Origin of the sequence: Streptomyces actinomycinicus, assembly GCF_016741775.1 — a bacterium.
Classification (GTDB): Bacteria; Actinomycetota; Actinomycetes; order Streptomycetales; family Streptomycetaceae; genus Streptomyces; species Streptomyces actinomycinicus.
In genome coordinates this window covers 795236-819695 of the sequence record NZ_JAERRK010000001.1, presented here as the reverse complement: position 1 = coordinate 819695, position 24460 = coordinate 795236, and the positions used below count along the sequence as shown (strand labels likewise).

General features: G+C 72.1%; 24 protein-coding genes. 10 read left to right on the top strand and 14 right to left on the bottom strand.

Annotated features, from left to right (window positions below; all coding sequences use genetic code 11):
* Positions 1-1272: an MFS transporter gene (locus JK359_RS03730; RefSeq protein ID WP_201831509.1), complete on the top strand. Its 1272-nt coding sequence runs from the start codon at positions 1-3 to the stop codon at positions 1270-1272.
* Positions 1269-2288, top strand: coding sequence for a TolB-like translocation protein (locus JK359_RS03725; protein ID WP_201831508.1), 1020 nt, complete (start codon positions 1269-1271; stop codon positions 2286-2288). Before JK359_RS03730 ends, JK359_RS03725 begins: the two co-directional genes overlap by 4 nt.
* Before the next feature lie 12 nt (positions 2289-2300).
* On the opposite strand, the gene JK359_RS03720 is transcribed toward JK359_RS03725, so the two are convergent.
* Positions 2301-3650: an MFS transporter gene (locus JK359_RS03720; RefSeq protein ID WP_201831506.1), complete on the bottom strand. Its 1350-nt coding sequence runs from the start codon at positions 3648-3650 to the stop codon at positions 2301-2303.
* 198 nt (positions 3651-3848) lie between these two features.
* Between JK359_RS03720 and JK359_RS03715 the strand changes: the two genes are divergently transcribed.
* Positions 3849-4265 carry a VOC family protein gene (locus tag JK359_RS03715; RefSeq protein ID WP_201831504.1) on the top strand — a complete coding sequence of 139 codons (417 nt, stop codon included), beginning with the start codon at positions 3849-3851 and terminating at the stop codon, positions 4263-4265.
* A gap of 89 nt (positions 4266-4354) precedes the next feature.
* Here JK359_RS03715 and glnA2 read toward each other — a convergent pair whose 3' ends face one another.
* Positions 4355-5716 carry a gamma-glutamylpolyamine synthetase GlnA2 gene (glnA2, locus tag JK359_RS03710; RefSeq protein ID WP_201831502.1) on the bottom strand — a complete coding sequence of 454 codons (1362 nt, stop codon included), beginning with the start codon at positions 5714-5716 and terminating at the stop codon, positions 4355-4357.
* A gap of 308 nt (positions 5717-6024) precedes the next feature.
* On the opposite strand from glnA2, the gene JK359_RS03705 reads away from it, so the two are divergent.
* Entirely contained in the window at positions 6025-7209 is a 1185-nt protein-coding gene (locus JK359_RS03705) for a globin domain-containing protein (RefSeq protein ID WP_201831500.1), read from the top strand.
* A gap of 38 nt (positions 7210-7247) precedes the next feature.
* On the opposite strand, the gene JK359_RS03700 is transcribed toward JK359_RS03705, so the two are convergent.
* Both JK359_RS03700 and JK359_RS03695 read right to left on the bottom strand, forming a co-directional pair.
* Positions 7248-7460, bottom strand: a complete 213-nt coding sequence (locus JK359_RS03700; protein WP_201831498.1) for a hypothetical protein — start codon at positions 7458-7460, stop codon at positions 7248-7250.
* A gap of 42 nt (positions 7461-7502) precedes the next feature.
* Complete coding sequence (locus tag JK359_RS03695; protein WP_201831496.1) at positions 7503-7949, bottom strand: RrF2 family transcriptional regulator; 447 nt, start codon at positions 7947-7949, stop codon at positions 7503-7505.
* A 138-nt stretch (positions 7950-8087) separates the two neighbouring features.
* On the opposite strand from JK359_RS03695, the gene JK359_RS03690 reads away from it, so the two are divergent.
* The 3 genes from JK359_RS03690 to JK359_RS03680 all read left to right on the top strand — a co-directional run bounded on the left by JK359_RS03690 (position 8088) and on the right by JK359_RS03680 (position 11554).
* The gene (locus JK359_RS03690) at positions 8088-8771 is read left to right on the top strand and encodes a thioredoxin-like domain-containing protein (protein WP_201831488.1); all 684 of its coding nucleotides are present in this window, start codon (positions 8088-8090) and stop codon (positions 8769-8771) included.
* Positions 8768-9400: a DUF305 domain-containing protein gene (locus JK359_RS03685; RefSeq protein ID WP_201831487.1), complete on the top strand. Its 633-nt coding sequence runs from the start codon at positions 8768-8770 to the stop codon at positions 9398-9400. Before JK359_RS03690 ends, JK359_RS03685 begins: the two co-directional genes overlap by 4 nt.
* Positions 9401-9610: 210 nt before the next feature.
* Positions 9611-11554: a S53 family peptidase gene (locus JK359_RS03680; RefSeq protein ID WP_201831485.1), complete on the top strand. Its 1944-nt coding sequence runs from the start codon at positions 9611-9613 to the stop codon at positions 11552-11554.
* A gap of 49 nt (positions 11555-11603) precedes the next feature.
* On the opposite strand, the gene JK359_RS03675 is transcribed toward JK359_RS03680, so the two are convergent.
* The 4 genes from JK359_RS03675 to JK359_RS03660 are packed head-to-tail and all read right to left on the bottom strand — an operon-like array spanning position 11604 to position 14309.
* Positions 11604-12035, bottom strand: coding sequence for a lasso peptide biosynthesis B2 protein (locus tag JK359_RS03675; RefSeq protein WP_236677142.1), 432 nt, complete (start codon positions 12033-12035; stop codon positions 11604-11606).
* Positions 12036-12043: 8 nt separating this feature from the next.
* Complete coding sequence (locus tag JK359_RS03670) at positions 12044-12301, bottom strand: lasso peptide biosynthesis PqqD family chaperone (RefSeq protein WP_201831482.1); 258 nt, start codon at positions 12299-12301, stop codon at positions 12044-12046.
* Positions 12298-14157, bottom strand: coding sequence for an asparagine synthase-related protein (locus JK359_RS03665; RefSeq protein ID WP_201831481.1), 1860 nt, complete (start codon positions 14155-14157; stop codon positions 12298-12300). Before JK359_RS03665 ends, JK359_RS03670 begins: the two co-directional genes overlap by 4 nt.
* Positions 14154-14309 (bottom strand): lasso RiPP family leader peptide-containing protein, encoded by a 156-nt coding sequence (locus JK359_RS03660; protein ID WP_201831479.1) that lies wholly within the window; start codon positions 14307-14309, stop codon positions 14154-14156. Before JK359_RS03660 ends, JK359_RS03665 begins: the two co-directional genes overlap by 4 nt.
* A 307-nt stretch (positions 14310-14616) precedes the next feature.
* Here JK359_RS03660 and JK359_RS03655 point away from each other — a divergent pair, with 307 nt between their 5' ends.
* Positions 14617-14943, top strand: coding sequence for a hypothetical protein (locus tag JK359_RS03655; RefSeq protein WP_201831477.1), 327 nt, complete (start codon positions 14617-14619; stop codon positions 14941-14943).
* A gap of 150 nt (positions 14944-15093) precedes the next feature.
* Here JK359_RS03655 and JK359_RS03650 read toward each other — a convergent pair whose 3' ends face one another.
* The 3 genes from JK359_RS03650 to JK359_RS03640 all read right to left on the bottom strand — a co-directional run bounded on the left by JK359_RS03650 (position 15094) and on the right by JK359_RS03640 (position 18625).
* The gene (locus JK359_RS03650; protein ID WP_201831475.1) at positions 15094-16311 is read right to left on the bottom strand and encodes an MFS transporter; all 1218 of its coding nucleotides are present in this window, start codon (positions 16309-16311) and stop codon (positions 15094-15096) included.
* A 155-nt stretch (positions 16312-16466) separates the two neighbouring features.
* Positions 16467-17750 carry an FAD-dependent monooxygenase gene (locus JK359_RS03645; RefSeq protein ID WP_201831473.1) on the bottom strand — a complete coding sequence of 428 codons (1284 nt, stop codon included), beginning with the start codon at positions 17748-17750 and terminating at the stop codon, positions 16467-16469.
* 14 nt (positions 17751-17764) lie between these two features.
* On the bottom strand, positions 17765-18625 hold the full coding sequence (locus JK359_RS03640) for an alpha/beta fold hydrolase (RefSeq protein WP_201831471.1): 861 nt from the start codon (positions 18623-18625) through the stop codon (positions 17765-17767).
* 76 nt (positions 18626-18701) lie between these two features.
* On the opposite strand from JK359_RS03640, the gene JK359_RS03635 reads away from it, so the two are divergent.
* A complete protein-coding gene (locus tag JK359_RS03635; RefSeq protein WP_201831469.1) occupies positions 18702-19541 on the top strand; it encodes an AraC family transcriptional regulator in 840 nt (279 codons plus the stop codon).
* Between the two features lie 229 nt (positions 19542-19770).
* On the opposite strand, the gene JK359_RS03630 is transcribed toward JK359_RS03635, so the two are convergent.
* The 3 genes from JK359_RS03630 to JK359_RS03620 all read right to left on the bottom strand — a co-directional run bounded on the left by JK359_RS03630 (position 19771) and on the right by JK359_RS03620 (position 23289).
* A complete protein-coding gene (locus tag JK359_RS03630; RefSeq protein WP_201831467.1) occupies positions 19771-20808 on the bottom strand; it encodes an endonuclease/exonuclease/phosphatase family protein in 1038 nt (345 codons plus the stop codon).
* Between the two features lie 188 nt (positions 20809-20996).
* Positions 20997-21626 (bottom strand): TetR/AcrR family transcriptional regulator, encoded by a 630-nt coding sequence (locus tag JK359_RS03625; protein WP_201831459.1) that lies wholly within the window; start codon positions 21624-21626, stop codon positions 20997-20999.
* 76 nt (positions 21627-21702) lie between these two features.
* A complete protein-coding gene (locus JK359_RS03620; RefSeq protein ID WP_201831451.1) occupies positions 21703-23289 on the bottom strand; it encodes an MFS transporter in 1587 nt (528 codons plus the stop codon).
* Between the two features lie 206 nt (positions 23290-23495).
* On the opposite strand from JK359_RS03620, the gene panB reads away from it, so the two are divergent.
* Entirely contained in the window at positions 23496-24362 is an 867-nt protein-coding gene (panB, locus tag JK359_RS03615; RefSeq protein WP_201831450.1) for a 3-methyl-2-oxobutanoate hydroxymethyltransferase, read from the top strand.
* Positions 24363-24460: the final 98 nt, after the last annotated feature.

Here is a 24460-nt window from a genome sequence, read left to right as displayed (position 1 = left end):
GTGTACGTAGCGGACAGCCGCTCGAGTACGTCCGCTCATGGTGCCGTCCGGCCTCGCGCCGGGCGGCGCCGTGCCGCGGTCGCGCCGACCGTGCTCGCGCTGGGGACGGTGAGCCTGGTCACCGACGTGTCCTCGGAGATGGTGACGGCGGTGCTGCCGCTGTACCTGGTGACCGGACTCGGCCTGTCCCCGCTGGGCTTCGGCGTGCTGGACGGCATCTACAACGGGTTCTCGGCGCTCGTACGTCTCGTGGGCGGGCACCTCGCCGACCGCGGCGGCGGGCGGCACAAGTGGGTGGCCGGGCTGGGGTACGGCATCTCGGCCGTGTGCAAGCCGCTGCTGCTGATGGCGCATTCGCTGACCCCCATCGGGGTCGTGCTCGCCGCCGACCGGACGGGGAAGGGACTGCGGACGGCCCCGCGCGACGCGCTGATCTCGCTGTCCAGCACACCGGAGACACGCGGGCGGGCCTTCGGGGTGCACCGGGCCATGGACACGGCCGGTGCCCTGCTCGGGCCGGTGGCGGCGTTCCTCGTGCTCCGGGCCACCGTGGACGGCTACGACGCGGTGTTCACCGTCAGCTTCTGCGTGGCCGTGCTGGGCGTCCTGGTGCTCGTGCTCTTCGTGCCGGGCGGGCGGGGTACGGCGGTCGCCGGCGAACGCCCGACGCTGCGGGGCGCGGTGGGGCTGCTGCGCGGTCGTGACCTGCGCCGGATCACTGTCTGTGCGCTGCTGCTGGGCCTCGCCACGGTCAGCGACTCCTTCGTGTACCTGCTGCTCCAGCGCCGCCTCGGGGTACCCGACCGCTGGTTCGCGCTGCTGCCCCTGGGGACGGCCGCCGCGTTCCTGCTGCTGGCGGTGCCGCTGGGCCGGCTCGCGGACCGGGTGGGCCGCTGGACGGTCTTCCTGGCCGGTCACGGTGCCCTGCTCGTCGTGTACGCACTGCTGCTCACCTCGTGGCACGGCGCCGGACTGCCGTACGTGGTGCTCACCCTGCACGGTGCGTTCTACGCGGCCACCGACGGCGTGCTGATGGCCGCCGCCTCGGACAGCGTGCCGGAGGCGCTGCGCTCGTCGGGCCTGGCCGTCGTACAGACCGGGCAGGCGCTGACCCGGTTCGCCTGTTCGCTGCTGTTCGGCGCGGCCTGGACGGTGTGGGGCGACCGGGCGGCGCTGGCGGGGGCCGTGGTGGCGCTGGCCGGGTGTGCCGCGTTCGCACTGACGCTGCGGCCGCGGGGGAACGACGGGACGAAGGAGACGGTGACCGCATGACCGTACGCAACCGGGTGCTGATCCTGGTCGCGGCCATCGCCGTGCTGGCGGCGGTCGCGCTGGCCTCGGTGCTGCACGCCTCCGCGCGGGCGGACCGGCGCGACCGGACGCAGGCGGGCGGCCCGCGGGTCACGCCGGGGACGGTGACGCTGACCGGGTCCGGGCGGCTGGTGTTCCGGAACATGGCGTGGGGGCCGCACCGCGACGAGCTGACGAGCGTCCCGGCCGGCGCCCCGGCCGGGCCGCGCACCGCCGCCGGTCTCAAGTGCCTGCGTTTCCACGCCGCTTCGGGCACCGGCGTGTGCCTGCAGGCCGTGCACGGGACGGTCTCGGACACCTACCGGGCACTGGTCCTGGACGCCCGGCTGCGGACCGTCGACCGCTACGACGTGCCGGGCATCCCGTCCCGCGCCCGGGTCTCCCCCACCGGGCACTACGCGGCCTGGACGGCGTTCGTGGGCGGCGACTCGTACGCCGGGACGGACTTCTCCACGCGCGCGGCGATCGTGGACACCCGCAGCGGTGAGCTGATCCCGTCGCTGGAGGCCTTCCGCATCGTCAAGGACGGGCATCCGTACCGGGCGGCGGACGTCAACTTCTGGGGCGTGACGTTCGCGGCCGACGACCGCACGTTCTACGCGACCCTGGCCACGAAGGGGCGGACCTACCTGGTCCGCGGCGACCTGCGCAGCCGTACGGTCACCACCGTGCACGCGAATGTGGAGTGCCCCTCCCTGTCGCCGGACGGCACGCGCGTCGCGTACAAGAAGCGGGTCGCGGGGCTGCCGGAGGACGCCCCCTGGCGTCTGTACGTCCTGGACCTGCGGACGATGCGTGAGACTCCGCTCGCCGAGTCGCGCAGCGTGGACGACCAGGCGGTGTGGCGGGACGCGCACACGGTCGTGTACGCGCTGCCGGGCGACTACGGCGCCGACCTGTACGAGGTCCCGGCGGACGGTTCGGGCGCCTCCCGGCGCATCAGCGGGGCCGCCGTGTCGCCGGCGTACCTGGGATAGCCCGCTCCGCGGTCACCGCCCGCCCGAGCGGTCCGCCCCGCCCGGCACGCACCACCAGGCGAGGGCGGCGGCGGTCAGGTAGGCGAGGGCGCCGGCGGCCATGCCGACGCGCAGTCCGGTGCCGTAGTCGGTGCTGGTCGCCAGCAGGCTGCCGCCGAGGGCCACGCCGGTGGCGCTGCCGATCTGGCGGGTGGTGTTGAACAGCGCGGAGGCGGTGCCCGCGTACGACGGGGGAACGGCGCCCATGACGGTGGCGGTCGAGCCGGTGAGGGCGAAGGACGTACCGAACCCGGTGGCCATCATCGGGAGCACGAGCAGTGCGTACGCCGGGTCGGATCCGGCCGCGGCCCAGCCGCCCAGGCCGAGGGCACCCAGGAGCATGCCGGTGACCACCAGCGGGCGGTCACCGGTGCGGCGGCTCAGCCGGCCGGACAGCACCGAGGCGAACATGGTCATGGCGACCGCCGGGAACAGCGCCAGCCCGGTCCGCAGGGCGCTGAAGCCGCGCTGGTGCTGGAAGTAGAGGCTGGCGGTGAACACCATGCCGTAGAAGCCGAAGTTGAACAGCAGGCCGATGGCGGCCCCGCCGCTCATCGTGCGGGAGCGCAGCAGGCGCAGCGGCAGGGCGGGACGACGGGCGAGCCGCTCGCGCACCGCGAACGCCACCACGGCCAGGACGGCCAGGCCCAGCCCCGCGAGCACGGCGGGATCGGACCAGCCGCGCCGGCCGGCCTCGTTCAGCGCGGCGGTCAGCAGGGCCACGGACGCGACGACGGCGCACTGCGCCGGCCCGTCCAGGGCCCGGTCGGCACGCAGCGGCGAGGACGCGACGTACCGCAGCGTCAGCACCAGGCAGACCGCTCCGACGGGCAGGTTGATGAGGAAGACCCACCGCCAGCCCACGGTCGACACCAGCAGCCCGCCCAGCAGCGGGCCGGCGGAGGCGGCGATGCCCGCCATCGACCCCCACAGCCCGAAGGCCCGCGAGCGCGCCGCGGACTGCGGGTACGCCTCCTGGAGCAGGGCGAGGGAGCCGGGGACGATCAGCGCCGCGCCGAGCCCCTCGACCAGGCGGGCCGCGACGAGGAAGCCGGCGCTCGGCGCGAGGGCGCAGGCGGCCGAGGCCGCCGTGAACACCCCGACGCCGCAGCAGAAGACCCGCCGGTTGCCGAGCCGGTCCCCCAGCGCCCCACCGGTCATCAGGAACCCGGCGAAGACGAGCGTGTACCCGTCCGTGATCCACTGGATCCCGGTCAGCGAGGCGTCCAGCTCCCGGCCCACGACGGGCACGGCGACGTTGATGATCGTGACGTCCAGGATGACCATGAAGTAGCCGGCGCATACGGCCAGGAGGGGTGCCACGGGCGCATGCTAGGCGCGGGGCGACGGCGAGACGAAGGACCCGCGCCGCGGCGCGGGGAAGGCGGTCCGCCGCCCCGGCGCGGCGGGGGCACCGGATCACCGGCCGGCCGGCGGTGAAACCGGCCCTCGGATCATCCGCGCCGCACGGAGACGGACATAAGCTGCCCGAAGTGATGATTCGCCACGAAAGGTCTGAACATGCCCTCTCGTCTCAACCCGTACATCAGCTTCTCCGGTGACGCGAAACAGGCCCTGGAGTTCTACGAGGAGGTCTTCGGCGGCAACCTGGCCGCCCACACCTACGGCGACTCCATGTCCGAGGCGCCGCCCGGACACGGCGACAAGGTCATGCACGGCATGCTCGAGACCACCAGCGGATTCACCCTGATGGCCTCCGACAATCCGCCGGGCATGGAACGCACCGCGGGGAACAACATCACGGTGAGCCTGAGCGGCGACGAGGCGGACGAACTGCGCGGCTACTGGAACAAGCTGTCCGCCGGCGGCACGGTGACCGTCCCCCTGGAGAAGCAGATGTGGGGCGACGTGTTCGGCATGTGCACCGACAAATTCGGCATCCCCTGGATGGTCAACATCACCGAACGACAGGCCTGACACACCCGAGCGGTACACACCCCGGGGCCGCCGGCCCACGACCGCCGGCCCCAGGGGACCGTTTCCGCGGAAACCCGCCCGGCCTGCCCCTACAGCACCGGCAGGTTCTTGCGCAGCTCGAACGCCGTCACCTCGGAGCGGTACTCCTCCCACTCCGACTTCTTGTTGCGCAGGAAGAAGTCGAAGACGTGCTCGCCGAGGGTCTCGGCGACCAGGTCGCTGTTCTCCATGAGGGTCAGGGCCTCGCCCAGGTTCTGCGGGAGGGGGTCGATGCCCATCGCGCGGCGTTCGGCGTTGGAGAGGGCCCAGACGTCGTCCTCGGCGCCCGGCGGGAGTTCGTAGCCCTCCTCGATGCCCTTGAGGCCAGCGGCCAGCAGGACGGCGTAGGCCAGGTAGGGGTTCGCGCCGGAGTCGATGGAGCGGACCTCGACGCGGGCCGAGCCGGTCTTGCCGGGCTTGTACATGGGGACCCGGACGAGGGCGCTGCGGTTGTTGTGGCCCCAGCAGATGTACGACGGGGCCTCGCCGCCCGCGCCGGCCGTACGCTCGGAGCCGCCCCAGATGCGCTTGTAGGAGTTCACCCACTGGTTGGTGACCGCGGAGATCTCCGCCGCGTGCTTGAGCAGGCCCGCGATGAAGGAGCGGCCGACCTTGGAGAGCTGGTACTCGGCGCCCGACTCGTAGAACGCGTTGCGGTCGCCCTCGAAGAGGGACAGGTGGGTGTGCATGCCGGAGCCGGGGTGCTCGGAGAACGGCTTCGGCATGAACGTCGCCTGGACGCCCTGCTCCAGCGCCACCTGCTTCATGACCAGGCGGAAGGTCATGATGTTGTCGGCCGTCGAGAGGGCGTCGGCGTAGCGCAGGTCGATCTCCTGCTGGCCGGGCGCACCCTCGTGGTGGGAGAACTCGACCGAGATGCCCATCGACTCCAGCATGGTGATCGCCTGGCGGCGGAAGTCCATGCCGACGTTGGTCGGGGTGTGGTCGAAGTAGCCCGAGTTGTCGGCCGGGATGGGGCGGGTGCCGTCCAGCGGGCGGTCCTTCAGCAGGAAGAACTCGATCTCGGGGTGGGTGTAGAAGGTGAAGCCGAGGTCGGAGGTGCGGGCGAGGATGCGCTTGAGGACGTAGCGGGGGTCGGCGAAGGACGGGGAGCCGTCCGGCATGAGGATGTCGCAGAACATGCGGGCGGTGCCGGGTGTCTCCGCGCGCCAGGGCAGGACCTGGAAGGTGGAGGGGTCCGGCTTGGCGATCATGTCGGACTCGTAGACCCGGGCGAAGCCCTCGATGGCGGAGCCGTCGAAGCCGATGCCCTCGTCGAAGGCCTGTTCCAGCTCGGCAGGGGCCACGGCCACGGACTTGAGGAAGCCCAGCACGTCCGTGAACCACAGCCGTACGAACCGGATGTCGCGCTCCTCCAAGGTCCGGAGCACGAACTCCTGCTGCTTGTCCATCTTCCGCTTCCCCATCCTTGCTGGTCAGGCCGCCTGTCCCCCGTATCACGGGAGGCGGTCGGGCACCTGAGCATCCCACCACAACACCATTTCACGCGCGTTGCGGACCTTGATCGCCCGAGCGTCCGCGCCCTGAACGCCTCTCGTACGGCAGGTGTACTGCGCTCTCGATCCATCTTGCCTGCTCGCACCGGTATCCGTAATGGCCGGGCCGGTCCGCCGGTGTCCGAGACCACACCCCTTTAAGTTGCATCTCAGATGCAAGTTTTCATAGCGTGCGGATCAGCCGAGTCCTCCGAGGAGTCCCGATGCTGACCGAGCAGTCCGCAGCCACCGTCCGCGCCACCCTGCCCGCCGTGGGCGCGGCCATCGGCGAGATCACCGAGCGCTTCTACGCCCGCCTCTTCGCCGCCCGCCCCGCACTGCTCCGGGACCTCTTCAACCGCGGCAACCAGGCCGCGGGCACCCAGAAGCAGGCCCTCGCCGGCTCGATCGCCGCGTTCGCCGGCCATCTGCTGGACCACCCGGAGCAGCGGCCGGACGCGATGCTCGCCCGTATCGCGCACAAGCACGCCTCCCTCGGGGTGACGCCCGGGCAGTACGAGATCGTCCACGAGCACCTCTTCGCCGCCATCGCGGAGGTCCTCGGCGAGGCCGTCACGCCCGAGGTGGCCGCCGCCTGGGACGAGGTGTACTGGCTGATGGCCCACGCGCTGGTCGCCGTCGAGAAGCGGCTGTACGAGGAGAGCGGCGCACGGGGCTTCCGGGAGTTCGAGGTCGTGGAGCGGGTCGAGGAGACCCCGGACGTGGTCACCTTCGCGCTGCGCGCGGCCGACGGCGGCCCGGTGCGGGACTTCCGGGCGGGCCAGTACGTCTCCGTCCGCGTGGGGCTGCCGGACGGTGCCCGGCAGATACGGCAGTACAGCCTGTCCGGGGCGCCGGGCGAGACGGTGCGCCGGATCACCGTCAAGCGGGTGCACGGCGGTGCGGCGCCGGACGGCGAGGTCTCGAACCACCTCCACGCGCGCGTGCGGCCCGGTGACGTCCTTCAGCTGTCCGGGCCCTACGGCGACCTCGTCCTGGACTGCGGGCCCGACACGCCCCTGCTGCTCGCCTCGGCGGGCATCGGGGTGACCCCGATGATCGCGATGCTGGCCGGACTGGCGGCCGACGGCCACCGCGCCCCGGTCACCGTCGTGCACGGCGACCGCTCCCCCGCCGACCACGCCCTGCGCGCCGACCACACCGTGTACGCCGCCAAGCTGCCGGAGGCGTCCGTGCACTTCTTCTACGAGCGCGACGCCGAGCCGGGCACGCGGACCGGCCTGGTCGACCTGACCGGCGTCCCCGTACGGCCCGGCACGCGCGCGTACCTGTGCGGCCCGCTGCCCTTCATGCGCACCGTCCGCGCCCGGCTGGTCGAGCGGGGCGTGGCCCCGGCCGACATCCGCTACGAGGTGTTCGGACCGGACCTGTGGCTGGCGCAGGCCTAGGAGGCGGACCCAGCCGGTGCGGGCCCGGGGAGCCGGGCTCAGGCTCCGAAGCGGAGCGCGCCCTCGCGGCCGGCCTCCTGGTTCTCGGCCACGTACGGGCGCAGCTCCTTCTCGTAGCCGGCGAGGGCCTCGGCGTGGTCGCCGCCGGATCCGGCGAGGCATCCCGGTGGCGCGCCCGCGCACCCGGGGCGCCGCCTTCGACGTGCCGCGGGAACCCCCGTCGTCGTGTCGAGTCGGGGGCCAGCCTCCACGAGGCCCTGCCGATGATCAACGGCCGTTTCCGGCCATCGGGTTCAGCCGGTTCCGGCCGGGCCCCGGGAGATGCCCAGCAGCAGCGGGCCGGTCGGGTCGGCGACGATGTCGGCCACCGTGACCGGATCCAGCGCGGCGAAGAACGCCTCCTGGGCCCGGCGCAGGGCGCCGCGCAGCCGGCAGCCGGAGTTCAGCGGGCAGGGGGTCGCTCCCTCGCAGTCGACCACGTCGCCGTCCCCCTCGAAGGTGCGGACGACCGCACCGACGGACGCCGTGCGGCCACGCTCGGTGAGGGCCAGGCCGCCGCCCCGGCCGCGGCGGGCGTCGAGCAGCCCGAGGTGCTGGAGTTCCGCCACCACCTTCGCGGCATGCGTGTACGGCACGTCCATGTCCGCCGCGACCTGACGGGTGGTGGGGCTGGTCCCGCCGGCGACGGCGAGCCGCATGAGGACCCGCAGGGCCAGGTCGGTGGAGCGCAGCAACCGCATACCGCGAGGGTAGGTAATGCGCATCCCCGGTTCAAATTATCCGGACCCGGCGTGCCCTCCCTACGGTCGGGCCACTCGGGCGCACTACGATCAGCGGGCCCACCGTCCACGCACCTTTCCCCCAGAAGGACACGCCTCATGGGTTCCGGCAAGAACAGCAGCACCGCGGCGCGCAAGGCGCGCATAGAGGAGATGCGGCGCGCGGAGCGTGCGCGTGAGCGCCGTAACCGGGTGTTCACCGTCGCCGCCAGTGTGGTGGTCGTCACCGGTCTCGTCGTCGGCGGTGTGGTGCTCGTGAGGTCGCAGAGCGATTCCGGCAAGAACGTCTCGACCCCGAGCGGCGACGCGAAGGGCTCCGGGGACTCCGGGCACTTCACCGCCGGCAAGGACGGGGTGAAGACCTGGTCGGGCAAGCTGTCCCGGACGCACGTGACGACCAAGGTGTCGTACCCGATGCACCCGCCGGTCGGCGGCAACCACAACCCGGTCTGGCTCAACTGCAACGGCGACGTCTACACCGAGCCGGTGCAGGACGAGAACGCGGTGCACGCGCTGGAGCACGGCGCGGTCTGGGTGACGTACACCGGCAAGGCGCCGAAGGCCGACATCGACGCGCTCGCGGCCAAGGTGAAGAAGACGCCGTACTCGCTGATGAGCCCGTACGAGAACCAGGAGGCCCCGCTGATCCTGTCGGCCTGGGGTCACCAGGTGGCGGTGAAGAGCGCGAAGGACCCGGAGGTGGACAAGTTCTTCGCCACCTACGTCCAGGGCCGGCAGACGCCCGAGCCGGGCGCCTCCTGCACCGGCGGGGTCATGAAGTGAGGCGGCAGCACGTCGGCTGGGCCGCCGGGGCCGCGGCGGCGGTGCTCGTCGCGGCCGGCGCCATCACGTACGCGGTCGCCGAGGACACGGGCGGCTCCGGCCCGAAGACGCCGGGCGCGGAGTCGGCCGACGCCGGGTTCGCGCGGGACATGGCCGTCCATCACCAGCAGGCCGTCGAGATGTCGTACATCGTGCGGGACCGCACCAGGAACGAGGAGGTGCGGCGGCTCGCGTACGACATCGCGCAGACCCAGGCCAACCAGCGCGGCATGCTGCTGGGCTGGCTGGACCTGTGGGGGCTGCCGAAGGTGTCGGCCGAGCCGCCCATGACCTGGATGGGCATGGGCGACATGCCCGCCGGCAAGGACGGCGCGCTGATGCCGGGGATGGCGACCAACACCGACCTGGAGAAGCTCCGGTCGCTGAACGGCAAGCAGGCCGAGGTCTTCTACCTCCAGCTCATGACGGACCATCACAAGGGCGGTGTCCACATGGCCGAGGGCTGCGCCGCCAAGTGTTCCGTGGACGTGGAGAAGAGACTCGCGCAGGGCATGGTCGAAGCGCAGCAGTCGGAGATCCAGCTGATGGCCGGCATGCTCAAGGAGCGCGGCGCGCAAGCCCGTTCCTGACACCGCTGCACGGACGAAAGACGCAAAATCCCCCGGATGAAGGGTCCTTGAGCTTCTCTTGACCCTCACGTTCCCCTGGCATGAACGGTTCATCGCCAGAGTGGCCCCCACCGTGTGATCCATTCGCCGGCCGACACCGCCGCGGGCCGGCGCACGGGACCACGGTGTTCCAGCCACTACATGCATGCGAACCGCATCGCAGGGGGTTCTATGAGATCCAACCGCGCCAAGGTGCGCGCCGGTGTGAGCATGGCAGCGACACTGCCCATGATCGCCGGCGCGCTGGCGCTGGGCATACCCGCGGCACACGCTGCGGACAGCCCCGCCCGTGACGCGCTGAAGGGCACCAAGCCGGCCTGGGCCACGGCCAAGGCGGACAAGGGCGCCACCTCGGACAGCGCGCAGGTCAAGGCCCGGGTCTACCTGGCCGGCAAGGACGCGGCCGGACTCGCCGCCTACGCCAGGGCCGTGTCCGACCCCGCCTCACCGCTCTACGGCAAGTACCTGAGCGCCGGGAAGGCGCAGAGCCGCTTCGGGGCCACCAGGGCCCAGGTGGCCGCGGTCAAGTCCTGGCTGAGGTCGGCGGGCCTGACCGTCACCGCGGTCACCCCGCACTACGTCGCCGTCTCCGGTGACGTGGCCGCCGCCGAGAAGGCGTTCGGCACCCAGCTGCACAACTTCACCAAGGGCTCCAGGACGTACCGCGCCCCCGCGCGGACGGCCTCCGTCCCGGCCGGCCTGAAGGGCGCCGTCCTGACCGTCACCGGCCTGGACAACGCCCCGCACAAGGCGAGCCACGACGACCAGCTGCCGCCGCCGGACGCCGTGTTCAAGAACTCCGGGCCGTTCTCCTCGTACTACGGCTCGAACGTCGCGACCGCGCTGCCGGACGCGTACGGCCGGAAGATCCCGTACGCGGTCAAGGGCTACACCGGCAAGCAGCTGCGCGCCGCCTACGGCGCCGGCTCCTACACCGGCAAGAAGGTCCGCATCGCCATCACGGACGCGTACGCCTCGCCGACGATCGCCTACGACGCGGGCAAGTACGCGCTGAAGAACGGCGACGCGGCCTGGAAGACCGGCCAGCTGCACCAGGTGCTGCCGAAGAACTACACGAAGACCGAGGAGTGCGGCGCGGCCGGCTGGTACGGCGAGGAGACCCTCGACGTCGAGGCCGTGCACGCGGTCGCGCCGGCCGCCGACGTCACCTACGTGGGCGCGGCCTCCTGCTACGACGAGGACCTGCTGGACTCGCTCAGCAAGATCGTCGACAACCACCTGGCCGACATCGTCTCCAACTCCTGGGGCGACGTCGAGGGCAACGAGACGCCCGACGTCCAGGCCGCCTACGACCAGGTCTTCCAGCTGGGCGCGGTGCAGGGCATCGGCTTCTACTTCTCCTCCGGTGACGACGGCGACCAGGTCGCCAACACCGGTGTCAAGCAGGTCGACACCCCGGCCAACTCGGCGTGGGTGACCGCGGTCGGCGGCACCTCGCTGGCCGTCGGCAAGGGCGAGAAGTACCTGTGGGAGACCGGCTGGGGCACCGAGAAGGCCTCGCTGTCGGCCGACGGCAAGAGCTGGGAGGGCTTCCCCGGCGCGTTCACCTCGGGAGCGGGCGGCGGCACCAGCAGGACGGTCGCCGCGCCGTACTACCAGAAGGGCGTCGTCCCGGACTCGCTCGCCAAGGCCAACAACGCCGCCGGCAACCGCGTCGTCCCGGACATCGCGGCCATCGCCGACCCGAACACCGGCTTCCTGGTCGGCCAGACCCAGACCTTCCCCGACGGCTCGGAGAAGTACAGCGAGTACCGCATCGGCGGCACCTCGCTCGCCGCTCCGGTCATCGCGGCGGTCCAGGCGCTGGCCCAGGAGGCGCGCGGCGGCAAGACGCTCGGCTTCGCCAACCCGGCGATCTACGCCAAGTACGGCAAGAAGGGCGTCTTCCACGACGTCACGGACAACCCGACGGGCTCCGGCCTGGCGGTCGCCCGCGTGGACTTCGCCAACGGCCTCGACGCCTCCGGCGGCCTGCTGACCTCGGTCCGCAGCCTCGGCAAGGACAGCTCGCTGTCCGCGGTGAAGGGGTACGACGACGTGACGGGTGTCGGCTCGCCGGCGAACGGCTACGTGCAGTCGTTCCGGCGCCGCTGAGCCGTACGGACCGCTCCACCGAAGGGGCGTGAGGCGCCTGCCGGGCACCTCACGCCCCTTTCCCGTACCCCTCCGCCCCTTCCCTGGGTGCGACAGTGAGGATCGGGGTGTAGTAGCCGGGAGGATGGGGCTCACCGATGGGACGGCCGTCGACTTCGACCCAGGCGTGGGCGCGGAAGGGTTCGGTGCGTACGCCGGTGCACCAAGTGGGCCAGACCCCGCGAAGGCGACACAGCAGAGCGGTGGACAGGGACCGTTGGAGACACCATGGTCCCGCACAGCGGTTGCTGACGGCGACGACGGCGTGGCGGGCGGCCAGAGCTTGTGCGCCGGTGGCGGGGGCAGCACCGCATCGGGCCAGGTACAGCATGAAGCGTAGTCGGCGGGGTGGCATGTGACCGAGCAGCCGGGCCAGGGCGACGGCCGTCCGTGCGGCGAGACGGTCCCGGAGGGGGACGGCCGGGGCGTGCTCAAGTGTCATCTGCTGACTCATGGGGTCACCAGGTGAGCTGTGCTCAGCTGCTGCACCAATGCAGTGACGTCTACGGTGGCCTGCTCGGCGGAAACCGGATAGTGGTGGGAGAGGTCCTGGCCTACTTGTTCGGGCGTGGAGCCGTTCAACAGAGCGCACAGCACCAGGGCACCCGTGGCGTTCAGCTGCCAATAGCGGCCGGACCGTTGGTCCAGGAGTACCAGGCTGTCGCCCGTGGCGGTGGCGGTGACGTCGGGGCGCAGGGTCAAGGTCATGCCGATCCCCCAGGGGAGCGGTGAGCGGCTGCCGATCGGGCGATGTGGTCATGGGGGGCCGCGGACTGGACACGCAGCCACAGCTCGCAGGCGAGGGTCATGTCCAGGTGCCAGAGCGGATCGGGGTCGGGGTAGGTGGCCGATACGGCGGTGCGTAGGGCCTGGGGATCGATCAGGCCGCGTCGGGCCAGCAGGGAGTCCTCGGTCAGCTGAAGCAGCCGGGCTCGGTGCCGGCGCAGTCCTGGGTAGGTGTCGGCGCTGAACTCGCCTTTGGTGGCGCGGCGGAGAAGCGGTGCGGGGACGATGCCGTCCATCGCCGTGGCCAGAAGCGGTTTGTACCGGCGGGTGACGGCGTGGTGGTGGAGCAGGGTCGACAGCACGGCTTCGATCACCCGGTCGTCCAGGTACGGGACTTCCAGACCGGATCCGGCTGCGGCGAACGTCCGGCCGACCAGCCGGACTTGGCGGCCGCAGACGGCGGCGTGGTGCAGGATCTGATGGTGGGCGCGCAGCGGCGCAAGAGGCAGAGGGCCGGCTTCTGCGGTCTGCCGCATCAGTGTGCGGGACAGCTCGACCGCCTTGGCGGTGGCCCAGGGCGGCATCCGGCTGGGCGCTCCCCAGGACAGGTACGGCGTGGTTCGGCTCAGGCCGGGCCCGGCCAACCGGTCGGCCTGCCGGCTCAGCCAACGGGAGTAGTCGTCCCGGTCGGCGAGAGAGCGCACCATCGCCCCGGTCGGCCAGCGTCGCACCGCTTGGTGGCCGCGGAGGCGCCGCACCGCCTCCCAAGGGTGCGTCTGGATCAGGGTGTGCAGGTAAGAGGGCGGGAGGGTGAATATCTCGTCTCCACCGTGACCGGCCAGATGAAATCGAGCACCGGTGCTTGCCACACGACGGCCGATCGCCGCCAGAGCAGCCCGCGAGCGTACCCAATCCAACGGCTCCTCCGGATCGGTGCCGTACGCGTCAAGGCCAGCATATTTCTCCGGCAGCCGGCCCTGACCGACGACGGTGTGGGAAGCGTTCGGCAACGCGGCTGCCGCCTGCTGCGCCCACCTCGCGTCATCGTTAGCCGGGTCGGCGGCTTCGTGGCGGAAGGTCACCAGTGGGACGCCCTGCGCTGCGACGAGAAAGCACAGGCTGGTGGAGTCCAGACCGCCCGAGAGATCCGCGCTGAACGAGCTGCCGGCTCGAGAGCGCACCGCGACGGCGGTCAGCAGCGCCTGCCGTACACCCTGGGCCGCCTCGTCCAGCGGTGCGTGCGGTACGGGGGGCCGCCACCATCGTGTCACTCGAATTGATCCATCGGTATCCAGACACAGATAGCTGTCGCCGGCCACGGCATGCACCCCCCTCCAGGGGGAACAGCCGGCCAGGGGCGGTGGCACGGGAGGGACTGTCAAGCGCGTGGCCAGCACTGCCTCATCCACGTCACTGTCCAGGAGTTGGGACAGCACGTCGGCCTGGTCCGCCGCGAGCGTCGCGCTGCCGACGCATGCGTAGAAGACGCGCCGGGTCTGCGCGATGGTCCCCTGGACCCGCACCTGCCCCGCGAAAGACGTGACCAGGTGAAAGCTTCCGGGCAAGCGGCCGGCCACGGTGTCTGCATCAGATGCACGGCGCATCGCGGCCAGCGACGGCTCCAGGCCGGCGGCGGTGACCGCGCTCCTCCCGATCACCGCGATCCGCGCCGCGCCGGCCGTCGCGACTACCGCGTCGGCATCCGGCCAACAACCGAGCACCCAGGGCCGGCCTGAGGCGTGCCGCAGAACATGGCGCGCCCGGTGAACCAGCGGGGCAGCCGCGCAAGCGCCCCCTTCAGTGTCCGGCACCACCAGCAGCCACGTCCGTCCGATCACGGGCTGGGGCACATCGTCTGGTAGTGGTTGTCGTTCCCGTAATCGCAGCCCCCCATCGTGAGCTGAGCGAAGTCCCCCACCTCCACCAAGGTCGGTGGCTCGTACCCCATCTCGTCCTCGGGGTGGACTGTCTGGTCTACGGGGGTGTCCATCGCGCCACCTCCTTGCACGTGATTCAATCGGATATTTGATCAATTTCCAGGATAATAAGGGAAATCAAGAGAAGGCAATTCGGCTTCGCGGGCACGTACAGCCGTTTGCCAGACTTCGTCTCACCCCCGGGAACTGCCCCACGGCCGCCCGGGGGCCGGGAAGGGAACTGGCCCTGGTGGACGGGCTCACCAAGCGGTCCCGCTCGCCGGTCGGCAACCACCGTCGCGGGCATCCTTCAGCACCCGGCGGCAGTCCGGCGGTTACCTTGGCGGGTCAGCCGGCTGTGCGGATCGTGGCGGAGGTGCCGTGGGGATAGAGCTGGAGTTGCGGGTGAAGCGGGCCAGGCGGGGGAAGGCCGCTCGCGGGGACACCGTGGTCCGCGGTACCCACGAGCACCAGGACGCGCTCGCCCGGGCCCTGGACGGGGTGCGGCGGGGGCGGCTCGGTCAGGTGGACCCCTACCGGGACACCCGGTTCACCGAGCAGGACGCGCAGGTCGCGCTGGCGGAGGTGGCCGCCCTGGTGCGGGAGTGCACCGAGCCGTCCCACCGGGCCGCCCTCCTCGATCTGGCCGAGTTGCTGGAGGACTGCGTCGCGACGCCGGGGAGTTGCCTCTGGTTCATCGGTGACTAGCCGCACCGGCCCCCCCCCGGCGCCCCGGCCGGCTCCGGCCCGGCTCCGGCCTGGTGTCTCAGCCGGCGCCGACCCGGTGTCCCAGCCGGCGCCGCCCCCGCGTCCCAGCCGGCGCCGACCCGGTACCTCGGCCGGCGCCGCCGCCGCGTCTCAGTGGTGCAGCGCGCCCGTGTCCTCCGGCACGTGGGAGGTGACCACGAGGCCCGTGGGCGGAGTCTCCCGGCGCCGGTCCACCGCGTACGCCACGCTCGCCACACCCAGGCCGAGTACGGCCAGTGCCGCGCCCGCGAGTGCCGGGGACGTCGTGCCGAGGCCCGCCGCGAGGGCCAGGCCGCCGGTCCAGGCGCCGCCGGCGTTGGCCAGGTTGAAGGCCGCCTGGTTGGCGGAGGAGGCGAGGGACGGGGCGGCGGCGGCCCTCTCCATCACCATCAGCTGGAGCGGGGAGCCGGTCACGAAGGCCGCCGTGCCGAGCAGGGCGACGGCGAGGGCCGCGCTCCCCTGCGCGCGCATCAGCAGGGGGAAGAGCGTCAGCACCACCGCCAGGGCGGCCAGGCCTCCGTAGAGGGTGCCGCGCAGGGAGTGGTCCGCGAGGCGGCCGCCCAGCAGGTTCCCGGCCGTGGCGCCTACGCCGAAGAGGGCCAGGAGCAGGGTCACGTCCGCCTCGGCGAAGCCGGCCGCGTCCGTCAGCATGGGTGTCACGTAGCTGTACGCCGCGAAGAGCGCGCCGAAGCCGGCCACCGTGGTGCCGAGGGCGAGCCAGACCGGCAGGGACCTCAGGGCGGCCAGTTCGCCGCGCAGGCCGGCCTGCGCGGCAGCGTGCTCGCCGTCGTGCGGGACGAGGAGGGCCAGCGAGGCGATCGCGGCCAGGCCGATCGCGCTCACCGCGAGGAAGGTCGCCCGCCAGCCGAAGTGCTGGCCCATGAGCGTGGCGGCGGGGACGCCCGCGATGTTCGCGACGGTCAGGCCGAGGAACATCAGGGACACCGAGCGGGCCTTGCGCTCCGGCGGGACCATCGTGGTGGCGACGACGGCCCCCACACCGAAGAAGGCACCGTGCGGCAGGCCGCTGAGGAAGCGGGCGGCCAGCAGGGAGCCGTTGCCGGGGGCGAGCGCGGAGAGGACGTTGCCGGCGACGAACAGGACCATCAGGGCGATGAGGACCGTACGCCGGGACCTGCGGGCGGTCAGGGCGGCCAGCAGCGGGGCACCGACGACGACGCCCAGCGCGTACGCCGAGACCAGGTGCCCGGCGGCGGGGATCGAGATGTGCAGGTCGTCCGCGACGCCGGGCAGCAGCCCCATCATGACGAACTCCGTCGTACCGATGCCGAAAGCACCCACGGCGAGGGCGAGCAGAGCCAGGGGCATGAAGGACCTTCCAGAGAGTGCGTACAGCTGTCGCGCTATGTTCCCGTACGGAACAAACTCTGCCGGGTCCGGTATTCCAGCTGGGCGGGGCCCGGTCACCGGTGTGAGCACCTTCACGTCCACCGCTGTGGGCCCCGGGCTCCGGCCCGGTCACCTCATCCCGGGCCGGCCTCCGGGGCGCCTGCGGGGGTGCCGCCGGGGCTGCCCGTGAGGTCGGCCCGGCCTCGTGGTGCGGTGGGCGGTGGCGGATAGTCGCCGACGGTCATGGCGTTGTGGAGGCGTGCGGTCCTGCTGGTGAGGCGGAGGAGGGCCCGGCCGGGCCCCGCGGGCAGGGCGGAGATCAGGCGGGCGCCCTCGGCCAGTCCCCGCACGCCGAGGCGTGAGGTGGGGACCAGGGTCTTCGCGGCGCTGAGCGCGGCCGCGCGGCTGCCGCGCACGTGCTCCGCCATCGCCTGTTCGTAGGCGGGGAAGGCGCGTTCGTGGTCGCCGCCCGCCCGCGCCAGCTCCCCGGCGAGGACGTACGCGCCGACGACGGCCAGACTGGTGCTGCCGCCGACGGCCGGGCCGGGGCAGTAGCCCGCGTCGCCGACGAGCGTCACCCTCCCCCGCGACCAGGTGTCCATGCGGAGCTGGGTGATCGAGTCGAAGTAGAACGCCGGGGTGCGGTCGAGTTCGTCCAGCCAGCCGTCCACGTCGGGGTGCATGCCGGCGAACGCACCGCGCAGCAGTTCCTTCTGCCGCGGTACGTCGTGGTGGTGGAAGCCCAGCTCGCGCTCGCTCCGGAAGAGGAACAGCACCCGCGCGTCGCCGAGGTGCCGCGCGCCGTACATGCCGGCGGTGCGGCCGACGCCGACGTGCATGCGCAGCTCGCGGTCGAGGCCCGGGGCGTTCGGCAGGCTCAGCACCCCGAAGTAGGCCCCGATGAAGCCGCCGGCGAGGGAGACCTCGTCGAAGACGAGGCGGCGCACGTTGGAGTGCAGGCCGTCCGCGCCGATGACGAGGTCGAAGCGGCGCGGTGCGGCGTTCTCGAAGCGCACCTCGCCGTCGGGCGCGATCGCGGTGACCGAGTCGCCGAAGACGTACTCGGCGTCGTCGCGTGCGGCGTCGTAGTAGATCTCGCTCAGTTCGTCGCGCATGATCTCGACGTGCCGGCCGGAGGTGGCGCGGAAGATCTTGGCGAGGTCCACCCGGACCAGGTGCCGTGCGCCCTCCTGCTGGACCGTCATCCGGTTCGTGGCGGTGGCCCGCTCCTCGATGCGCGGGAGCACGCCCATTTTCTCCGAGATGTCCAGCGCCGGCCGGAACAGGTCGACCGCGTGGCCGCCGGTCCTGCGCAGGGCCGGTGCGCGCTCGACGACGGTGACGCGGAAGCCGTGCCTGGTGAGCCAGTAGGCCAGCACCGGACCGGCGACGCCGGCGCCGGAGATGAGGATCCGCATGGCGCCCCTCCTTGTCATCGGTCCGCCCGTACGGCGTGGAGCGTGGTGAAGGCCAGCAGGGGGGCGGCGGTCCGCGGGGGATCCTCGAGTATGGGTGAGTGTCCGAGACCGGGCAGCAGCTCGACCGTCGCGCCCGGAACGGAGCGGTAGTCGGCGGCGGACGAGGACCGCCACCGGCGGTCGTCCTCGCCGAAGAGGACCAGGAGCGGCTTGCCGACGGCCCGCAGCCGGTCCGGCAGTGCCCGTTGCCCGAGGTAGGCGCGGGTGCCCTGCGTCGTCGCGGTGAACGTGTGGTGGGTCATGCAGCGCGCGTCGTCGAGGAGTTCTTCCGGGAACCGGTAGCCCGGGCGGCTGAACCCGGTGCTCGCGAACAGCCGGAGCTGCTCGTCGGCCGGCGGCCACTGCGCGGGGCCGCTCGCGCCGGACTGCGGTGCGATGGAGGCGTCCAGGCCGGGTCCGGTGTTGATGAGGGCGAGCGCGGTCACCAGGCCGGGTCGCTGTTCGGAGAGGGCGGTGGCGACGACGCCGCCGCTGGAATGGCCGACGATGACGGCGTGTTCGACGCCGAGCCGGTCCAGTGCGGCGCCGGCCCGGCGTGCCTGGTCCGGGAGGGTGTAGCTGCGGTCGGCCGGTTTGGCCGACCGGCCGTGCCCGAGCAGGTCGATCCGGATGACGTGGTGAGAGCCGGTCAGCAGCGGAACCATCGGGTCCCAGGAGCGGGCCGAGGATGCGGTGCCGTGGATGAGCAGGAGTGCGGGGGCGTCGCGGGGGCCGTCCTGGGACACGTGGATGTCGCCGTCGTCCAGCGACAGGGTCGTACGCCCGGTGGCCCCGGCTCCGCCGTGCACGTGCGGTCCGCCGTCAGAAACAGTCATGGGCCCACTGTCGCCGCCGCTACCCGCCGGCGGATTGGACAAATGTTCCTTCGGCCGGCTCCCGTAGCATGGGCCGGTGCGGACGTTCAGGCACGGTGCGGCGGTGTGGGACGTCGCATGCCCGCAGCGGCCCAGCCGGGTGGCCGGTCTGACCATGGCCGGGTTCCGGGTGCGAGACCTGGACGCGCTCCGGATGGTCCCGCACCCGGCCGTGACGATGCTCCTGGAGTTCGGCGCCGGCTCGCCCGTCCTCGACTGTGCCGCCGGACAGCGGCGGGGAAGTCTCGTCGCCGGGCCCGGACTCGGGTCCGGAGGCGCGGTCCGGGCGCGGGGGGTGAACGTCGAGTGCGTGCAGGTGCGTCTGTCCCCGGTGATCGCACGTGCGGTCCTGGGCGCCTCCCCCGCCGGCCTCGACGGCGCCGTCGTGTCCCTGGAGGACCTGTGGGGCCGGGAGGCGTCCCTGATCCGCGAGCGGCTGGCCGGTGTCCCGTCGTGGCAGGGCCGCTTCGCGTTGACGGATGCGCTGCTCGCCCGCCGGTACGAGGCGGGGCCGCCGGTGGACCCGGAGGTGGCCTGGGCCTGGCACCGGATCGTCGGCAGCCGTGGCCTGACCCGGGTCGAGGGGCTAGCGGCCGAGGTCGGGTGGAGCCGTAAGCGGCTGTGGACCCGGTTCCGGTCGCAGCTCGGCCTGCCGCCGAAGCGCGCGGTGAAGCTGGTCCGCTTCGACCACGCCGCCCACCGCCTGGTCGCGGGTGAGGGCGCGGCCCGCGTCGCGGCCGACGCCGGCTACGCCGACCAGTCCCATTTGCACCGGGACGTCATGGCGTTCACCGGGGCGACCCCGGCGACCGTCGCCGGCGAGCCGTTTCTCGCCGTCGACGACATCGCGTGGCCCGGCCGCGGATCGACCGCCTAGCCGCACGCGTCCCCCGGGGCGGCCGGCGCCGGGCCGGAGGGGCCGGACCCGCACCGGAGCAGCCGGACCCGCACAGGAGCAGCCGGACCCGCACAGGAGCAGCCAGCTCCGCGCCGGAGCAGCCGGACCCGCACCGGAGCGGCCGGACCCGGGCCGGGGTGCCGGTCCGCGCTCCGGCCGAGGGTGGTGCCGTGCCGGCGTCGAGGCCGCGGCGTGTTCCGCGAACGGGTCACATCTTCACGCGGGCCGCCACCGGCAGGTGGTCGCTGCCGGTGCGCGGCAGCGTCCAGGAACTCTCCGGCTCGACGCCCTTGACCATGATCTGGTCGATCCGTGCCATGGGGAAGGACGCCGGCCAGCTGAACCCGAAGCCGCTGCCGGCCGCTCCCTGCGTGGAACGCAGCTGCGAGGTGACGGCGTTGAGCGAGCGGTCGTTCATCGTGCCGTTCAGGTCGCCGAGCAGGACGACCCGCTCGACGGTCTCGTCGGCGATGGCCTCGCCGAGCGCGTCGGCGCTCTTGTCCCGCTGCCGGGCGGTGAACCCGGCCTCCATCTTCACGCGTACCGAGGGCAGATGGGCTACGTAGACCGCGAGCGGGCCCTGGGGCGTGGCGACCGTGGCGCGCATCGCCCGCTTCCAGCCGAGCTTGATGTCGACGGCCTCGACGCCGGTCATCGGGTACTTGCTCCACAGGCCGACCGTGCCGACCACCGCGTGGTGCTTGTACGTCGCCGCGAGCGCCTTCTCGTAGACGGGGACGGAGGAGGCGGGCAGTTCCTCCAGGGCCAGCACGTCGGCGCCCGAGGCGGCCACGTCCCGGGCGGTCGCGGCCGGGTCCGGGTTGTCGGCGTTGACGTTGTGCGTGGCCACCATCAGCCCGGTGCCGCCCCCCGACTTGTCGGTGAGCAGCCCGCCGAAGAGGTTCAGCCACACGACCGTCGGCAGTACCACGGCGATGAGGGCGGTCGCCGACCTGCGCAGCACGCCGGCGACGAGCAGGACCGGGATGGCGATGCCCAGCCAGGGCAGGAACGTCTCGGTCAGACTGCCGAGATTGCCCACGGCGTTGGGGATGTGCGAGTGCACCAGCATCACCAGGGCGAGGAGCAGTGCCAGTACGGCGAGGACGATGCCGCGGCGCCAGATGCACGGGTCGCCCCGCCAGCCGGTGGTCAGGCGGTGCGCGAGGCGCCGGAGCCGGGATCCCGGTCGCTCGGGTCCCGAGCCGCCGCCCGCCGTCTCCGTCATGTACGCCTGCTGCGCCATACCGTCTGCCTCACTGCCTGCCGTGCACACCGTTCGCCCCCCGTGCTCTTCCGACCCTAGGGGATGATCGGCTCCGTTCCCGCCGTCCCGTGACGGCCGTACGGAAGACGAGGACGAACAAGGCGGGCCCGGAAGTTCCGGTTGGCCCGGAGACCGGAGTGGTCTGTGACAAAACGCGCACATTAGTGCTACGCGACGGTGGAGCTGACGGGTCGTAGGCCTGCCAGGACGGTGTCGAGGATCTGTCCGGCCAGTCCTTCGGGCAGCTCGGCGTCGGGGCGCAGCACGCTCCGGACGAGGATCGGTCCGACGAACAGGTCGTTGGCCAGTTCCACGTCGACGTCCGGCCGGAGTTCGCCGTCGCGCTGCCCGCGGCGCAGCACGTCGAGCACGAGCGCGCGCCGGGGCGCTATCACGTTCTCGTGGTACGCGGCCCAGATCCTGGGGTTGCTCTTCATCTGGGTGTGGACGTTGTGCAGCAGGGCCGAGGACCGGCTGGCCAGTCCCCGCTGCCGCAGGTTCTCCAGCAGGACGAGGAGGTCGTCGCGCATGGACGTGCCCGGGAGTTCGGGGTCCGGGGGTTCGGCGGCCCGCACGACGTCGATGAACAGTTCCTCCTTGCCGCTCCAGCGGCGGTAGATGGTGGCCTTGCCGACCCCGGCGGTGCGGGCGATGCGCTCGATGGAGAGTTCGGCCAGGGGCACGCCTTCCTCCAGGAGCTGCATCACGCCTTCCAGGATGGCCCGTTCCACGGCCTCGCTGCGGGGCCTGCCCCGTACGGGACCGGCAGGGCACGGCCGGCTGTCGGCAAGGCTCACGTGGTTCCGTCCTCTCAACTGTGCTGCGGGGATTGTCCCGCAGCCGCCTCCTCCCCCGTGGAAGCGCTCGCGGACCTCAGTCCGTGGCGCCGACCAGTTCCGGTTCCTTCTCGCCCTGCTGACCGGCCGGCGGCCTGCCCGGCAGGAAGAGGGCCGTCACGACGGCGCCGACCAGCGCGACACCGGCACCGCACAGGGCGGTGACGTGCATGGCGTGCAGGAACGCGTCGTCGGCGGGGGTGATCAGGGCCTCCCCGCGAGGGCCGAGCTTCTCGGCGATGCCCAGGGTGGCCTCGATGGACTCGGCGGCGGTGTCGCGCAGGCCGGGCGGCAGCAGGCCGAGCTTGCCCTCGATGCCGTTGCGGTAGGAGGTGGCGAGGACCGAGCCGAGGACGGCGATGCCGAGGGCTCCGCCGACCTGGCGGAAGGTGTTGCTGAGCGCGGAGGCGGAACCGGCCTTCTCACGCGGCAGGGCCTGCATGATGACGACCGAGGTGGGGGTCATGATGTGCGCCATGGCGGCACCCATCAGGAAGAAGACGACCTCCAGGAGCCAGATCGGCGTGTCCGCCTCGAAGCCGGCGAAGGCGGCCAGCGTCGCGGCGATCAGGATCAGGCCGGCCGTGGTGGTGGCCTTGTTGCCGAACCGGTCGACCACCAGCCGGGCGCGCGGCGCGAAGATCAGCTGGGCGACGGCGAGCGGCAGCATCAGCACGCCGGACTCGAGCGGGGAGTAGCCGCGCACGCTCTGGGTGTAGAAGACACCGAAGAAGGTGACGCCCATCAGCGCGAAGAAGACCAGCGCGATGGCGCTCATGGCGGCCGAGAAGACCTTGTTCTTGAAGTAGCTGACGTCCAGCGACGGGTGGTCACTGCGCTTCTCGAAGACGACGAAGGCGGCCAGCACGACGAGTCCGGTGATGATGGTCGCCAGGACCTTGGCGTCGGTGAAGTCGGCCAGCTCGCCGCCCTTGATGATGCCGTAGACCAGCAGCACGAGGCCGACCACGGACAGCACCACGCCGACCGGGTCGAGGCGGCCGGGCCGGGGGTCGCGGGAGTCGGGCACCAGCCAGGCCATCAGGACCAGCGCGATGATCACGATGGGCACGTTGACGAAGAAGACCGAGCCCCACCAGAAGTGGTCGAGGAGCGCGCCGCCGGTGATGGGGCCGATGGCGATGGCGAGGCCGACGCCGCCGGCCCAGATGCCGATGGCCTTGGGCTGCTCGTCGCGCTCGAAGACGTTCATCAGCACGGCGAGGGTGGCGGGCATGACGAAGGCGGCACCGAGGGCCATCAGCGCGCGGTAGGCGATCAGCTGGCCCGGCGACCCGGACTCGGCGGCCAGGGCCGAGCCGATGCCGAACACCGCGATGCCGCCGAGCAGCACCTTCTTGCGGCCGATGCGGTCGCCGACGAGCCCGGCGGTGAACAGCAGGCCGGCGAAGACGAGGGTGTAGGCGTTGATCGCCCATTCGATCTCGCTCTGGGTGGCGCCGAGGCCGGTGGGCGCCGGGGTGGAGATGGTCTTGATGGCCACGTTCAGGATCGAGTTGTCGAGCACCACGATCAGCAGGCTCAGCATCAGCACGCCGAGGATCGCCCAGCGGCGCCGGTGCACCGCTTCCGGTATTCGGGAGGCAGGGACGGAACTTGTCATGTGTCCGACCCTACGGCCATTTCGATACGGAACGGTCTCGTATCTTATTCCTTTACCAAGGCCTTACGCGTCGGGTTCCGGCCAAGCCGGGCGACGGGCCGGTGTCACAGGGGGTACCCCTGGCCCTGGCTGGCACGAGGTGCCACCATGGAGACGGTCCGGGGACGCCGTGAGGGCGCCTCGAGATGACTGAAGGAGCCGTTGCCATGACGCAGCTTTCGGCTGCCCAGAACAAGCCTTCCGACGGCAGCAAGGCGCTGTACGGGGGGAAGGGCACCCGCCGCATCACCGTCCGCGACATCGCCCTCGCCAAGGAGCGGGGCGAGAAGTGGCCCATGCTCACCGCCTACGACGCGATGACCGCGTCCGTCTTCGACGAGGCCGGGATCCCGGTGATCCTCGTCGGCGACTCGGCGGGCAACTGCCACCTCGGGTACGAGACGACCGTACCCGTCACCCTCGACGAGATGACCATGCTGTCCGCGGCCGTGGTCCGCGGCACGCAGCGCTCGCTGATCGTCGGCGACCTCCCCTTCGGCTCCTACCAGGAGGGGCCGGTGCAGGCGCTGCGCTCGGCGACCCGGCTGGTGAAGGAGGCCGGGGTCGGGGCGGTCAAGCTGGAGGGCGGTGAGCGCTCGCACGAGCAGATCCGGCTGCTGGTGGAGTCCGGCATCCCCGTGATGGCGCACATCGGCCTGACCCCGCAGTCCGTGAACGCCATGGGCTACCGCGTGCAGGGCCGGGGCGAGGAGGCCGCGCAGCAGCTGCTGCGCGATGCCAAGGCCGTGCAGGACGCGGGCGCCTTCGCCGTCGTGCTGGAGCTGGTCCCGGCCGAGCTGGCGGCCGAGGTCACGCGCGTGCTGCACATCCCGACCGTGGGCATCGGCGCGGGCCCGGAGACGGACGCGCAGGTCCTGGTGTGGACCGACATGCTGGGGCTGACCCCGGGCCGGGTGCCGAAGTTCGTGAAGCAGTACGCGGATCTGCGTGAGGTGATGACCGGCGCGGCCAAGGCGTTCGCCGAGGACGTCGTCGGCGGCGCGTTCCCGACGGAGGCGCACTCCGTCCACTGATCCACCGTCGCACCACGGACAGCCCGCCGATCTTCCCCCGTCGGCGGGCTGTCCCTTTGCGCCCTGCCGGTGGCGGGCCGGTCCCCCTGTCGTTGGCT

What these genes read in the sequence shown, in the direction of transcription:
- JK359_RS03680 (WP_201831485.1), top strand. Translation starts at nt 9,611, where the DNA reads ATGAGATCCAACCGCGCCAAGGTGCGCGCCGGTGTGAGCATGGCAGCG.
- JK359_RS03640 (WP_201831471.1), bottom strand. Translation starts at nt 18,625, where the DNA reads ATGACTGTTTCTGACGGCGGACCGCACGTGCACGGCGGAGCCGGGGCC.
- JK359_RS03620 (WP_201831451.1), bottom strand. Translation starts at nt 23,289, where the DNA reads ATGACAAGTTCCGTCCCTGCCTCCCGAATACCGGAAGCGGTGCACCGG.
- JK359_RS03670 (WP_201831482.1), bottom strand. Translation starts at nt 12,301, where the DNA reads ATGACCTTGACCCTGCGCCCCGACGTCACCGCCACCGCCACGGGCGAC.
- JK359_RS03675 (WP_236677142.1), bottom strand. Translation starts at nt 12,035, where the DNA reads ATGACACTTGAGCACGCCCCGGCCGTCCCCCTCCGGGACCGTCTCGCC.
- JK359_RS03645 (WP_201831473.1), bottom strand. Translation starts at nt 17,750, where the DNA reads ATGCGGATCCTCATCTCCGGCGCCGGCGTCGCCGGTCCGGTGCTGGCC.
- JK359_RS03705 (WP_201831500.1), top strand. Translation starts at nt 6,025, where the DNA reads ATGCTGACCGAGCAGTCCGCAGCCACCGTCCGCGCCACCCTGCCCGCC.
- JK359_RS03725 (WP_201831508.1), top strand. Translation starts at nt 1,269, where the DNA reads ATGACCGTACGCAACCGGGTGCTGATCCTGGTCGCGGCCATCGCCGTG.
- JK359_RS03715 (WP_201831504.1), top strand. Translation starts at nt 3,849, where the DNA reads ATGCCCTCTCGTCTCAACCCGTACATCAGCTTCTCCGGTGACGCGAAA.
- JK359_RS03650 (WP_201831475.1), bottom strand. Translation starts at nt 16,311, where the DNA reads ATGCCCCTGGCTCTGCTCGCCCTCGCCGTGGGTGCTTTCGGCATCGGT.
- panB (WP_201831450.1), top strand. Translation starts at nt 23,496, where the DNA reads ATGACGCAGCTTTCGGCTGCCCAGAACAAGCCTTCCGACGGCAGCAAG.
- JK359_RS03660 (WP_201831479.1), bottom strand. Translation starts at nt 14,309, where the DNA reads ATGGACACCCCCGTAGACCAGACAGTCCACCCCGAGGACGAGATGGGG.
- JK359_RS03695 (WP_201831496.1), bottom strand. Translation starts at nt 7,949, where the DNA reads ATGCGGTTGCTGCGCTCCACCGACCTGGCCCTGCGGGTCCTCATGCGG.
- glnA2 (WP_201831502.1), bottom strand. Translation starts at nt 5,716, where the DNA reads ATGGACAAGCAGCAGGAGTTCGTGCTCCGGACCTTGGAGGAGCGCGAC.
- JK359_RS03690 (WP_201831488.1), top strand. Translation starts at nt 8,088, where the DNA reads ATGGGTTCCGGCAAGAACAGCAGCACCGCGGCGCGCAAGGCGCGCATA.
- JK359_RS03630 (WP_201831467.1), bottom strand. Translation starts at nt 20,808, where the DNA reads ATGGCGCAGCAGGCGTACATGACGGAGACGGCGGGCGGCGGCTCGGGA.